Below are 13,947 nucleotides of genomic sequence, written 5' to 3' on the forward strand. Positions count from 1 at the left end.
ATCACAAGGCTTACTTTTGTAATGGCATGGCAGCGGAACCATTCGTTTTATTAGGCCTCGGCTTTTGGCTGATCTTACTGATCGTAGCTTTTCGTTTGCTCGACAGGTATCAGAAAAAACGCCCTCCGTGGACGGTTATTACCGTGTTGCTCCATTCCAACTGTATAGCCATACTCGTGCTCTGCAACATGGGATTGACAACGTTGCTGTACCAACCGATTTTGGAACTTTTTGACATCAACACGAGCGGTTTTATCAATTTGAATGGGATATTTACTGCCGGTATTATCTGGTCAATTCTGTGTTTACTTTTTTGGGTGATTGTTGGTAAAGCCAAGGAACAATTAGGCCGCTATTACAGAACCCTGCGCACCTCACTGATGATCTTCGCTTTGCTACCGCTGTTTCTCTGTTTTTTATTTTTGTTTCTGGCGGGTCTCAACTAGCGTTAGCGTAAATTAGAAGCCGTTCCGTAAAGTCTTTATCCCCCCGTGGAAACGGGATTTTTGCTTGGTGTTTCTTTTTATTACACAAATCTGCTAATTTGGGCGAACTAACGCGAATCATGTTAAACTATAGTACATTGGACGAGAAGGCGCTACTTATGTTGTTACAGCAACAAGACGACCATGCCGCATTTTCGGAATTGTACGATCGTTTTTCACACTTCATGCTAGCCTATGCCCAAAAAATCACACAGAACCAAGACGAGGCCAAGGATATCGTGCAAACTATCTTTGTTAACCTCTGGAGCAATAGAACACAGCTCTCCGTAAAGGGCTCTCTTTTCAATTATTTGATAACCAGCGTCCGATATGGGTTTTACAAACTGATACGCAGCAAACAGGTTGTCAGCAAATACGAAGCAGATCTCCAGCAATATTTGTCGGAAGAACGCGATACCACGGATGAATATATACAAGAACGGGAGTTAATGGAGCGACTGGAACGACTGGCAGAAAGCTTCCCTGATACAATGGGAAAAGTTTTCGTACTGACTTACTTCCACCAGTTAGGTCCTGAAGAAATCGCCGAGCGCCTTCATATCTCCGTGCGTACTGTTCAAAATTTATTGAGTCAGGCCGGAAGACGGGCCCGCCTCGGCATCGGACTCGCGATAGCGCTAACATTAATGGCTCCACAATTGACTGAAAAACAAACCATTGAAAATAAAATTAAAAAATTCTTGATATTGCCGTGAAAAAGTAGGCAGATCGGGTTCTTGTAGTTGGAGGGGTATAAATCCTTTACGATTATGAACGAACCCACAGACCTCATTGACAAATATCTGGCCGGAAAATGCACAGCTGAGGAGCGCGCATTGCTGCTGGCCCATTTTAATCGCTATTTCGATCAACAGCAGGATTCGCTCTCCGCTGAGGATCTCAATTTACTCAGTCAGCAGACGTGGTCAGCCATCAACAACCAAATCCGCGAGTCAAACGAACCGAATTCAACACGCACCAAGCGAATCCGTTGGACCCCCCACCCAATACTCCGCTGGTTGCCGTATGCCGCGGCGATCCTTTTAGTCGCCACCGCGATCATGTGGTACTCCCTTCGCGACACTCCCGCCAACTTTCTGCAAGAAAGCACACAGGTTGCCGATATCGCGCCGGGTGGTAACCGCGCCACGCTTACGCTTAGTGATGGAAGCAAGATTGATCTCAGTGAAGCGCAAACGGGAATTATATCCGACCATGAACGGATTGTCTATGAAGGAGACAATACCGAAATCGCGTCCTTTAGTGCTGCGGGTGCCTATGGGCTGCAACTTACAACTCCCAATGGAGGAACCTACCAGGTAACGCTCCCCGATGGCACAAAAGTTTGGCTCAATGCCGCTTCGTCGCTGACCTACCCCTCCCATTTCGATGGCCGCGACAGGGTGGTTACCTTCTCCGGCGAAGCGTATTTTGAGGTGGCCAAAGATGCCAGTAAGCCCTTCAGGGTGATGAGCCGTGGGCAACAGGTAGATGTACTTGGTACCAAGTTCAATATCTCTGCATATCCCGACGATGATGTGACAAAAACCACCCTGATAGAAGGAAGCGTCCGGATAAGCTCCGCTGACAAAGCAGGCGGCGAAGCTTCTTTGCTACTTGAACCTTCAGAAAAGGCCGAGCTAAAAAACGGACGACTAACCAAAGAGCATGTTGATGCGGATAATGAGGCGGCATGGCGTACAGGCGTGTTTGCTTTCCGGTCCGAACGTCTGGAAAGCATCATGAAGAAGGTTGCCCGATGGTACGATGTTGATATCGAATTGCAAGGAGATATTGCCGACCGCACCTTCACCGGCACCGTATCGCGTTATGAAAACATCAGTGGCGTTTTGGAAACACTCGCGTTGACCAATTTACTTTCGTTTGAAATCGACGGCAGCAAGTTGATTGTCAAATCAAAATAATGTTAAACCCAATTAATAAATGACAGATATGATTACGTACGTATAACCCAAGCCCGAAGTAAAAATTAGGTATATCAGGAAACGGAAACGGAATCCCGGGTCGAGTCAGGATTCCGCTATGTGTTCTGGTTATCATTTATCGTGTGTGAACGAGTTAGAATTACTAACCAAAACAATCAAATGTATAAAATTTTCGTAAATAATTTTTTATGCCTGCGGATGCATAGCATAAAGAAAATCTTGTTGCTGATGAATTTGAGCGTTATCTCGCTTGTAGCCGGCCTATTCCAAGTGTTAGCCGTCGAAACGATGGCACAAACCGTCACCCTTTCGGAAACCAACACACCTCTTGTACGTGTATTGGATAAGATCGCGCGGCAAAGCGGTTATTATTTCTTGTACGGCGATGCCAGCATGCATCAGGCCACGACAGTGACCATCGAAATGCGTAACGCACCCTTGGAAAGCGCTTTACAAAGCATCTTCGAGCGGCAACCGTTTGACTTTACCATCAAGGGAAAAACCATTGTAATCAAGCCACGGGAAGCCTCCGCGCCTGGAAACAGCGATACGGCATTCCAACCTTATCAAATTACGGGTATTGTTTCCGACGAACAGGGTGTACCGATCGAAGGCGTGTCCATCCGTGTCAAAGGCAGTACGGCCGTCAGTACTACCGACAGTAATGGCAATTACCGCATTTCGTTGTCCGAAGGAGACGAGATAATTGTATTTTCCAGCGTCGGCTATGTTCAACAGGAACTTTCGGTGGGCCAATCGCGGACACTCCATGTGACGCTGAAAACCGCCGTATCCGATCTGGATGAAGTAGTAGTCGTGGGCTATGGTACGGTGAGAAAGGGCGATTTAACCGGAGCCATTTCCTCGGTCAAGTCGGCGGTATTCGAACAATCGAGGCAAAGCTCCTTCATCAACAACATCCAGGGCCGTGTAGCGGGTTTACAGATTGCCACAGGTACCGGCGAGCCGGGTGCCGGTTCAAAAATATTGATCCGGGGGGCCAATTCCTTGGTGGGAGATAGCCGGCCGCTTATCGTCATCGACGGTATCCCTGTCAATGAAAGCGAGGCTCCCGTAGCCAATTCACAGTTCGGCGCTAACTCGCAACGCGACCCGCTCAGCTCAATCAATCCTGCAGATATCATTTCGGTAGACGTCCTGAAAGACGCGTCTTCAACCGCCATTTATGGCTCCCGGGGAGCCAACGGGGTAATCCTAGTAACCACGCGGCAAGGACAGGCAGGTGCCGCCAGCATAACGTACGATGGCCGTTTCTCGGTGTCGCACACCGCGGTACGGATGGATATGCTCAACCCTGAGGAATGGATAAATTACCGCAAAGACTGGATCCTGCTTCCAGATAAACAAAACATCATCTATGGCTATTTCAATGATTGGCTGTTTTTTGAAAATCCATCCGAAATTGAACCATCAAAAAAGATTCCACGTGATGTATATGCGTTTCCCCGGTACAACTGGCAGGATGAGATGTATCGGGATGTTGCCAATGCTTCGGCACATACGCTGTCGATCAGTGGCGGCTCAACGAGCACAAAGTTTTATGGAAGCCTGGGCTACAACAAAGAGGACGGATTATTTGTAAACAATGGATATTCGAGACTAAATGGCCGATTACGGCTCGATCACAGTAAAGGCCGCCTCTCCTTATCAATGGGCCTGAATGGGACCCGCTCACGCTACGATGGTGCCGTTCAATCCGGCGATGGCTATGCTAATATCGGGGTGCTCGAGACCGCCATCGTATCGCGGCCTCTTGTTTTTGAAAACCCGCTGGCAGTGAGTACCCAAGGCGGGTGGCGCAAACCCACTGACAATTTGAAATACTTAGACCGTAACATCAGCACGCCCAATTTATCGTCCAATCTGGTGATCAATTACCGGTTAATCGATGGGCTATACATTGGCAATACGCTCAGCGGTAGCATGGTGACGTCAAAAGTGAATGAATACTACAGTAAGAACACCCCCTGGGGTTATTATCTCGGCGGCCGCGGCGCGATTTCGGCCAGTGATTGGTATGGGTGGACCAATTTCACGACATTGAGTTATGAGCGGTCATTCGCAAATCAATCGAAACTGAGTGCGCTGGGGGTATTTGAAATCAGCGGAAGCAGGTATGAATACCACCACATTATAAAAAGTGGTTTTGCTGACGAGTCTACCGGAATTCACGACATCAGCAAAGGCGAAGAACTTCAAGCTGCAGGTTCTGGAGCAGGCCTTAGCAATCGGTTATCGTACCTTGGCAGGCTCAACTACCACATCAAAGATCGGTATTTATTTACAACCAGTCTCCGGTTGGATGGCTCCGATCGCTTTGGAAAGAATCAACGGTATGGTCTGTTTCCATCGGCAGCATTCGCCTGGCGCATCTCGGAAGAGGCCTTTTTGGACAGGCCTTGGCTGGACGATCTGAAACTCCGGCTAAGCTACGGCGCTACCGGCAACTCGAACATCTCGGAGTTCAGGTACATGGCGCAGATGGGCAATGTTTTCTATGACGACAAGCTTGGTATGATCCCGACTTCGTTGCCCAATCCGGACCTTAAATGGGAAACCACTGTGCAATACAATGCCGGATTGGATGCAGCGGTGCTAAACAACCGACTGAAACTGACGCTGGATCTTTACGAAAAGCACACCACGGATATGCTCTATAATGCCATCGTCCCTGCCCAGACAGGATTCAAAACCCAATGGCAGAACCTTGGCAAAGTCAACAACCGGGGTATAGAAGTGTCACTGGCAACGACCAACATACGCAAAGATCGTTTCTTCTGGGAAACCACCTTGACGTTCAGCCTCAACCGGAACACCGTTTTACGTATTGGCGACGGGTTGTCTACTGCCCCGATCGGGGCCGGCTCATGGACTACCTCTTACATCAAACAGAACGTTGTGGGACGTATTATGGTAGACCAGCCCATCGGCGTAATGTACGGTTATGACCTAGCGGGCATTTATCAGCTTGACGATTTTGCGGGTTGGCAGGACCGGACGGGAAAATTACCCGCTAACGATCCGGCCATCCTGTGGCAAGACCGCAATTGGATTCTAAAAGAAGGAATACCCAACGCGGGTAACCTTGGAAGACTGCGCCCCGGCACATTCAAATTCCGGAATGCGGACGGATCTGCGGATCAATTGATTACTGAAGAAGACAAAGTCATTATCGGCAACAGCCAACCGTTGTTTTACGGTGGCTTGGGCAACAACGTAAGCATGGGCCCGGTAGCGCTTTCGGTCTTCTTCAACTACAGCGTAGGTGCAAAGATATTCAACTCCACCCGCTTCGAGCTTGAAGGCGCCATGCCGGGTGAATATTTCAATATCACGCGCGATTTCTGGAACAACCGATGGACTCCGGAGCACCCGACAAACGCCTATCCTGCCTATAGCGATGAAAACTATTATAATTCCCTGGCGTCATTGCCTAACACGTACTACGTTGAAGATGCCTCATTTCTAAGGCTGCAGACCGTTTCGCTGTCGTATTCATTGCCTGCGAAGCTGATTGCTAAGGCTGGAATCACGTCCGCCAAAGTGTACTACTCCGGAAACAATCTGTACACCTTTACGAAATATACCGGGCTATCTCCCGAAGTCGATTCCGGTAATCCGTTGCTACAGAATTTCGATACGATCGGGTATCCCCGTGCTGCTACTCACGCATTGGGCCTCATGGTTACATTTTAAAATTGAACACGCTGTATGAAAACGCTATATAAATTTATGCTGGTTAGCTTGACTGGCTTTGCAATTTCCTGCTCGGACTATTTAGACACGAAGCCGGTTTCCTTTACCACCATTGATAATTTTTACAAAACACCCGAAGACATCGAAATTGCCTTGCGTGGATGTTACGGCAGGCTGGTCAGCAGCTATGCGGTCAACTCGCGTTCCGGCTTGTTCTTCGTTGGTGATATCGGTACCGACGAACTTGTTGGCAACCCCTACTCCACGCCGGATGCGGGTAGCAATATGGACCAATTTATTTTCGGACGCGTTGTGAAGACCAACCTAATGGCGCGCGATCTGTGGGAAAATATGTACCGCAGCGTATATGCCATCAACCTGTTGCTTTCCAAACTCGATGAAGTTTCGATGAATGAGGCCCGTCGGGAGCAGGTGCGTGGCGAAGCTCTGTTTTTGCGCGGGTGGCATTACCTCTATTTAGGAATGGTGTATGGCGGCGTACCGGTGTACACTACGGTGCCACACGAGAAAGACAAGGCACGCGATCCCCTCCAACGGGTAATGGAACAGGCCCTAGCCGATCTGCAGTTTGCCTATGAGCACCTCGCCGATACCCACGTGGCAGGTGCAGCAAACCGATGGACAGCAGCCGGTTACCTGACCAAGCTGTACTGCTACTTAGCCGCCAGCAAAAAATACGAGGTCGGCAAGCGGTTGAACTTCCCGCTCAATTCGTTTGACTGGGTAGATACCGATGCCTACTACCGCGAAGCCAAGCAACTTGCTGACGAGCTTATCACGGCCAGCGGGTATCGTCTTGCAGCAGATTACCGGTCGCTATTCAGTGAAGGATCCACCGCCGAACAAGCCAAAGAAATTCTCCTGACCATCCTTCCTTCGCAGGAAAACAAAACCGGATTTGCCCCTACCTTTTACCTCTTTCCGGTAGGATATTATGGTGGTGGCTGGGGTACATGCCGCCCCACCCAAGAAGTGTATGACCGCTATGATACGCTGTATGACGCCCGGGTACACTGGGTTGTCGGCGGATTAGGCACCGACCCCGGCACCGAAACCATAGACGGCAATTCATACGTCAAACCGCTTCCGCTGAATCTGTCAGACGGTGTAGCCTATGACGGCGATTACAACGTAACCAAGCTGCGGGCAATCAGTTCGGCTGTGAGAAATACCGATTTCTACTTTGGCCACTACCCGCTGTTGCGTCTGGCAGATATTTACCTGCTCAATGCGGAGGCAACTGCTCATCTGGAAGGCGATGAGGCGGGTCGCGAAATTCTTAAACCCGTACGCAGCCGTGCGCTCATCCAAACGCACACCAACGATGTCACCGTTTTGCAGTCGGCCTACCGGAGATCCGACTTTATACAGGAATTGCTAGATGAGCGTTCGCGCGAACTTTGCTTCGAGCAGCAACGGAAATTCGACCTGGTACGTTTTGGCCGCTATGTAACCACTATCCAAGGAATTTCCACCACACGAGGCGTATGGAATTCGTTAACCGCGCGGATATTGATCGACAACATCTCCGAATCGAAAATATGGCTCCCCATCCCTGAGGAAGATGAGATCAGCAATCCGAATCTTTTACCAAATAATCCGGGGTATTAATCCAAACACGCACAACCATGATGAATAGCAAAAAGAAGATAATGGCCTATGCCTTTGCAGGTTTGCTGATTGCCACAACACTCGTGTGTTGCAGCAATGCTAAAGAAGGGCCCATCGGCCAAACAGAAACTTCCGTAAAGGTAGGTGCCTGGTATTTCGGCGGATGGAGCTTCCCCCCCGATACCAACGGGCACACTTTTCACATCAGCCCCACGCTCACCACCGCCTACCTAGATCGTGAGCCGTTGTGGGGTTGGCGCGAAGATACGCCAGGTGTAATGGAACAACAGATCAATTACGCCGCTCAGGCCGGCTTGGATTTCTGGGGATTCTGTTGGTACGACAACACGTTACGACCCGACGATGCGGCACTTATGGATCATCTCAACACCGCGCTGGATCTTTTCATGCAGGCAAATAACCGCGAGCTGCTTGATTTTTTCCTACTGTCCTGTTTCCCCGTTTCATCGGTCAATTGGGAGAAGGTGTGCGACCGCATCATCGCTTATTTCAATGCACCCAATTACCTGCGGGTAGATGGCAAACCCGTCATTGCCTTTTTCAATACGGATGAGCTTCTAGATGGCCTGGGCGGTGTGGAGGGAGTCAAATCGGCACTGGAACTTTTCCGGGAAAAGGCGCGGAAAGCCGGGCACGACGAAGTACTCATCGGTGCACGCACGTTTCCACGGCCACAGGACCCCACGTATCAGGATACTTACCAAGCATGTGGATTTGACTTTCTGACCACCTACAACAATGCCGATGACGGACGGAGAAACGCAGGAAGCAATCCATTTGAGGCGCTTTTGGAAGGCGACCGTAAATCGTGGAATGGCATCGCCGACCACACTACCCTACCCTTTCTGCCCGTAGTCGGTGCCGGATACGACATGCGGCCATGGGCAGCAGATCACCCTAACTTGCCCGCTTCGGATTACTGGTATTCCGGCGTAACGCCGGAAAAGATTGCCGAGCATCTTGCAGACGGGATCCAGTGGGTGAAAGGCCGCCGGACCAAAACACTGGGCAAAATGGTCGTGCTGTACGCCTGGAATGAAAACGGTGAAGGTGCATGGCTCACCCCCACCAAATCCGAGGGAACCGCGCGCCTCGATCAAATCAAGCAAGTTATCGAACAGGAGGCACTTACCAATGAAAACTAATCTGATTTTGGTCCTTGCGATGGTGTGGATCACCGCATGCCAAACCGAAGGTCGCCGAGAAGCAACCACTACCTCTACACAGATTGTCGTGTTGGGCAACAGCATTGTCGCCCATCCGCCCAATGAAGAACTGGGCTGGAAGGGTGACTGGGGCATGGCTGCATCGGCAAGAGACAGTGACTTTGTGCATCGGCTGGAACGCCGGATGCACCAGGTAGATCCCGGCATAGAACTTCAGTACGGCAGCATCGCGGGTTTCGAACGTGCCTATTGGAATTACGATTTACGCGAACTGGCCGAATTCCGGAACGCTGACATATTGATCGTCAAAATAGCGGAAAATGTCGATCCCGACTCATTGGCAGAGCGGCAATTTTCGCAGCATTACGCAAAACTGATCGATTACCTAACCCAAGGTGGCCGCACCGCCGTCATCATCAGTGGTGGCTTTTGGCCAAGTCCCGTAAACGATACCATACACCGTTATGCTGTCCAAAATGGGTTTGATTTTGTCAAGCTGCACGATTTATATACCAGCGATTCTACCAATACGGCAAAGGGCCTGTTTGCACACGAGGGGGTGGCCAACCACCCATCGGACCGCGGCATGAAACACATCGCCGACCGAATATGGAAAAAATTGGAACTCCTGATTCAACAACACTAAGGTTTAACTAAAACGAAACAAAAGATGAACTATATCCTCAAACGGAGCACATTGTTTTTAATCTGGCTTACCGTTCTCCAGTCCTGTGAAACCCTGGATACTGGCCCATTCCATACCGTTACCTTCCATTCAAACGGCGGCACGAATATCGCGCCGGCCAAAGTACGCCACGGAGAGCCCCTCCCCAAAAGCCGGGTTTATCCCGATCCCATCGTGAGTGACGGTGGGCGCTTTCTGGGATGGTACACAGACGCCGAGCTGCAACAACCTTATGACTTTGACCAACCGGTCGTAGCCGATGCGCAATTGTATGCCAAATGGTTTTATAATACATTTACCATTCATTTCGTGATGAACGGAGCACCCGAGATTCCCGCCAAGGAAATACGAGAAGGCCATTTGCCTGCATTGGACGCACCTACCTATCCTGACCATGTGTTTGTCAACTGGTACCTCGACGAGGCGTTTACCGACCTCCTTGACCCCACAGTACCCATAACGGAAGACTTAACCCTGTATGCCCGCTGGGTGACACCTTCGCCTTCTTCCTGGTTCGTAATCGACAATGGCACGCTTACCATGTGCACGCCGCCCAACGGAACCGACGTAGTCGTTATACCAGAAGGAGTAACCACCATACCCGATTGGTTTGTGTTGGCCAACGGACTCAATGAACCGGGTAAGCCAGGCTTCCCCACCGGAAAAAACATTCGCGAATTTATATTGCCAACTTCCCTGGAAACCATTGGTAGCGGTGCCTTTAAATTTGCGGCTATCACCCAGATTCACATTCCGCCCAAGGTACGTCAGCTGCTGCCAGTTACTTTTGAGGGATGCGATCGGTTAACGAGCTTCACATTTGCCGCCGGTAGCCAGCTGGAACGATTGGTAGACAACGCCGGCAACGAAGCAATTATAGGCGCACCGCAGCTTACGCAGATCAGCTTTCCGCCCTCCCTGCAATATGTGGGCAAATACACCTTAGCTGGTTGTCAGGCTTTGGCTACCGTTACCTTTGCGCGTGCCGAATCCCCCGTAATCTTCGATGGATTTTTGCCGGGCGGCGGTGTTTGGCTATTTGGCGGCCACTTCCCAAGCAAAATCCGGGTTCCGAATGCCGTGAAAGAAGCCTTTGTCAGTGAAATGAGAAAGGTGATGCAGGATTACGAATACGATAACATGAAAGCAATCGTGGAAGGATATTAATGATGAGAGCTCCCTTTTTTCATTCGTTTTTGGACTGTTGGCAGTATCCGGAGGCATCGTTTGCAGCCAGGCCGGATTTGAACAATCGGTGCAAGACTCGATGGTAATCCTACCATTTGGTCCAAATAGATTTCGTCCGTGCACGCACCGCAGGAGTTACTGAAGAACAACGGAAATCGATTCCCAACTCCGCGAATAACTAAGGTAATCCTACCCAAAAGATCCGGCTGCTGAATGTGCCGGACTTTTTGGGTAGGATTATTTTTTATAGCTGCCGGGCAAATTCACTCCACGGGTACTTGTGCAGCCCGTCAAAATCCAAAAGATCAGGTTAAGTATGACCAAGGAACAGAAAAACCGGTGCTTTTCCCACCCGGTTATAACGACCGTGCCGATTTGCCCTGCCTCCAATGGTCCTCTATTTCTTCCAGCGACTTCCCTTTGGTCTCCGGAATATAAAAATAACCCCACAACAGTCCAATAACACATACAAGCGCGTAACTCCAAAAGGTATAGGCCACGCCAAGTGTATTCACTAGCTTTAGGAAGGTAAAGGCGACAATGGCGTTAAATCCCCAATGAGCCAATGATCCCACGCTCATGCCCAAGCTTCTGGTGCGGAGCGGAAAAATCTCAGCGATCAATAACCAACCGAGTGGTGCCAGGCTGATGGCAATGAAGATGATAAACGCAATGATGCTTCCCGCAGCGTAATAGGGCAACATTTCTCCCAGCTGTTCGCCGAAATGGAAGCTTATACCCAACACCGCCAACGAGGGGATCATACCGCTGATACCGATCAGAAAAAGCTTACGCCGCCCCCATCGGTCGAGCATGATGACGGAAAACGCACAAGCCGCTACATTGGCCGCACCGATGATAATAGCCGGTATGATGGAAGCTGTATTGCTCACGATACCCGCCATTTTGAAAATAGTGGGCGAATAGTAGATGATCGTATTTACACCGGAGAACTGTTGGAAAAAGAATATCATCACGGTGATGGATAGCGGAATCCGGAGCCAAGGTTTAAAAAGTTCCTTCAAACCGGAGTTGTTCCGGGAGACTGTTAGATCATATTGCAGGTCTTTTATAATTTGCTGTGCCTGATCTTTGCTTTCTACCTTTTCCAGAATAGCCCGACCTTTTTCCAGCTTGTTTTTGGAAATCAGCCACCGGGGTGATTCGGGAAGAAAAAACATCCCGGTAAGCAAGGCAATTGCGGGATATATCCCCACCATAAACATGGCTCTCCAAGATTCAAGGTCCTGGTCGTTAGACAGCCAATAATCGGTAATGTAAGAGGCTAAAATCCCGATGGTAATCATGAGTTGGTTTAATGTTACCAATCCGCCCCGATATTTCTTTGGCGAGATTTCGGCGATATACATCGGAACCACATACGATGTGATGCCGATGGCAATGCCAATGATCACCCGCATGACAATCAATTCGGTAACGTTGGATGCATACGCACATCCCAAAGACGCGGCGAAGAAAATGAGGGCATTGACGATGATCATTTTCTTTCTTCCCAGCATTTCGGTGACACCGCCACTCGCAATTGCACCGATAATTGCTCCAAGCAATACGGAGGTAGTAAGCCATTCCAGTTGGCCGTCTGAAAGCGTCCAATGTTCCTGCAGGAACGGCAGCGCACCGGAAATTACGCCGGTATCAAATCCAAACAGCAAACCACCGATGGCCGCTACCATCGCAATAAACAATACGATCCGGGGAATTTTCATAATCAGGATAATTGAATAAATTCGAAATCAAGGTTTTTGGAGCCAGCAATGGCATTAAGACAAGCTCCGAATGCGGCTTCTTCGTCATAAGGTGAAAAAATAAGCGCGGTGTTGAACTGTTCCTCAAAAGCACGGCACAACAAGGGATTTCTTTTGAGCGCATTGCCCGAACCAACGAGTACCGACTTGGCTTTGCGCACCTCTTCCGGAAGTGCCTGGTAGAACTGGTAAAGCTCGCGACAAATACCTTTCAACAGCCCGATAATCAGGTTATCGGGTGTGAAGTTGTGGGTGGAGATATTTTCAATATGCCCACGCTTGTCGGGCGCGGATCGCGTGCCGTCAAAAAGTGTTTCCACAATGGGCAGATCAGAAGAATCATCCTTGTAAATAACAGACGTCATGATCTTATAAAAATCGATCCCTTCGGTTGAAGATGTACTGAATTTCGCTACCGTGTCTTCAAAAAACGTCCGCAACATGGCAAAAGCCTGACCGCCACATAACGCCGCGCCCACCAGCATATACCCACCGCCCGGAAACGGGCGGGTTTCTATGCCCGGTATTTTCATGTATTTAGCTGAAAAAACGGAGACTTGGCTGCTGGTTCCCACGGTAACATGGATGGATGAATTTAAATGGCTTACGGAACCCAAAAATGCAGCCTGATTGTCTCCGATGGCCATGTAAACCGGTATACCCCGGTAGTGTCCACGAGAAATGGTCGATTCGGCAAGATCGGGAAGCAGCGAACTATCGACACCCACCTTCGCCAATCCAGCGTGATCAAAATTCAACTGTTCCACATCAAACAGGCCGAGACCTGCGGCGTTGGAATAGTCGGTAACAGGTGTTTTCAGATCGACCAGTTTCATGACCACAAAATCCGTAATGGTGCAGATCTTCGCTACCCCTTCGGGCACGAGATCGTTACGGCTGTTGTAAAAATGAGTGGCCAGCCCAAAACCGGTAGGCACCGTGTGCCCCGTCACTTCAGAAAGGAACGCAGCATATGTCATGCCTGTTTTATAGCGCAAATTCGCACGGCCATCCTGCCACGTATACAACGGGCTGATTGCATCGCCTTCCCGATTTACATACAATATGCCGTGCATCTGCCCCGTAATTCCGATTCCTTGGATGGTCGTGTAACGGACCGAAAAATCATCAATTATCGTGCGCACAATTTCCAGAATCCGCATGGGGTTTTGCGCACGTTCCCAACGTTTTGCCGAAGAAATCCCCGCATCATTGGGGACGGTTACAGATTCTATTTTCCGGCTTTTGGCCGTATAAGCAACACCACTGATTGAGCTGGTACCGATATCTATTCCAACAAAGTACATATACGAATTCTATTCGCTAACTGATATAAAACAG

10 protein-coding genes are annotated in these 13,947 nt (G+C 49.6%); 8 read left to right on the forward strand and 2 right to left on the reverse strand.

Annotated elements, in window-relative coordinates; genetic code table 11:
• Positions 1 to 26 precede the first annotated feature (26 nt).
• From IEX60_RS14645 to IEX60_RS14680, 8 genes are all read left to right on the forward strand, one after another.
• Positions 27 to 446, forward strand: a complete 420-nt coding sequence (locus IEX60_RS14645; protein WP_188751903.1) for a hypothetical protein — start codon at positions 27 to 29, stop codon at positions 444 to 446.
• 119 nt (positions 447 to 565) lie between these two features.
• The gene (locus IEX60_RS14650) at positions 566 to 1,201 is read left to right on the forward strand and encodes an RNA polymerase sigma factor (RefSeq protein WP_188751906.1); all 636 of its coding nucleotides are present in this window, start codon (positions 566 to 568) and stop codon (positions 1,199 to 1,201) included.
• Positions 1,202 to 1,255: 54 nt separating this feature from the next.
• Positions 1,256 to 2,410, forward strand: coding sequence for a FecR family protein (locus IEX60_RS14655; protein WP_188751908.1), 1,155 nt, complete (start codon positions 1,256 to 1,258; stop codon positions 2,408 to 2,410).
• Between the two features lie 249 nt (positions 2,411 to 2,659).
• Positions 2,660 to 6,148 (forward strand): TonB-dependent receptor, encoded by a 3,489-nt coding sequence (locus IEX60_RS14660; protein WP_188751910.1) that lies wholly within the window; start codon positions 2,660 to 2,662, stop codon positions 6,146 to 6,148.
• A gap of 15 nt (positions 6,149 to 6,163) precedes the next feature.
• A complete protein-coding gene (locus IEX60_RS14665; protein ID WP_188751912.1) occupies positions 6,164 to 7,780 on the forward strand; it encodes a RagB/SusD family nutrient uptake outer membrane protein in 1,617 nt (538 codons plus the stop codon).
• 17 nt (positions 7,781 to 7,797) lie between these two features.
• A complete protein-coding gene (locus tag IEX60_RS14670) occupies positions 7,798 to 8,946 on the forward strand; it encodes a glycoside hydrolase family 99-like domain-containing protein (protein WP_188751915.1) in 1,149 nt (382 codons plus the stop codon).
• Entirely contained in the window at positions 8,936 to 9,613 is a 678-nt protein-coding gene (locus IEX60_RS14675) for an SGNH/GDSL hydrolase family protein (RefSeq protein ID WP_188751917.1), read from the forward strand. The genes IEX60_RS14670 and IEX60_RS14675 overlap by 11 nt, the downstream gene beginning before the upstream one ends.
• Positions 9,614 to 9,637: 24 nt before the next feature.
• On the forward strand, positions 9,638 to 10,819 hold the full coding sequence (locus IEX60_RS14680) for an InlB B-repeat-containing protein (protein WP_188751919.1): 1,182 nt from the start codon (positions 9,638 to 9,640) through the stop codon (positions 10,817 to 10,819).
• Between the two features lie 377 nt (positions 10,820 to 11,196).
• On the opposite strand, the gene IEX60_RS14685 is transcribed toward IEX60_RS14680, so the two are convergent.
• Together IEX60_RS14685 and IEX60_RS14690 are read right to left on the reverse strand one after the other, a co-directional pair.
• Complete coding sequence (locus IEX60_RS14685) at positions 11,197 to 12,567, reverse strand: sugar porter family MFS transporter (protein ID WP_188751922.1); 1,371 nt, start codon at positions 12,565 to 12,567, stop codon at positions 11,197 to 11,199.
• Between the two features lie 2 nt (positions 12,568 to 12,569).
• Positions 12,570 to 13,913 (reverse strand): sedoheptulokinase, encoded by a 1,344-nt coding sequence (locus IEX60_RS14690; protein WP_188751924.1) that lies wholly within the window; start codon positions 13,911 to 13,913, stop codon positions 12,570 to 12,572.
• Between the last annotated feature and the right edge of the window lie 34 nt (positions 13,914 to 13,947).

This window comes from Parapedobacter defluvii (assembly GCF_014642075.1).
In the GTDB taxonomy this organism is placed as follows: domain Bacteria; phylum Bacteroidota; class Bacteroidia; order Sphingobacteriales; family Sphingobacteriaceae; genus Parapedobacter; species Parapedobacter defluvii.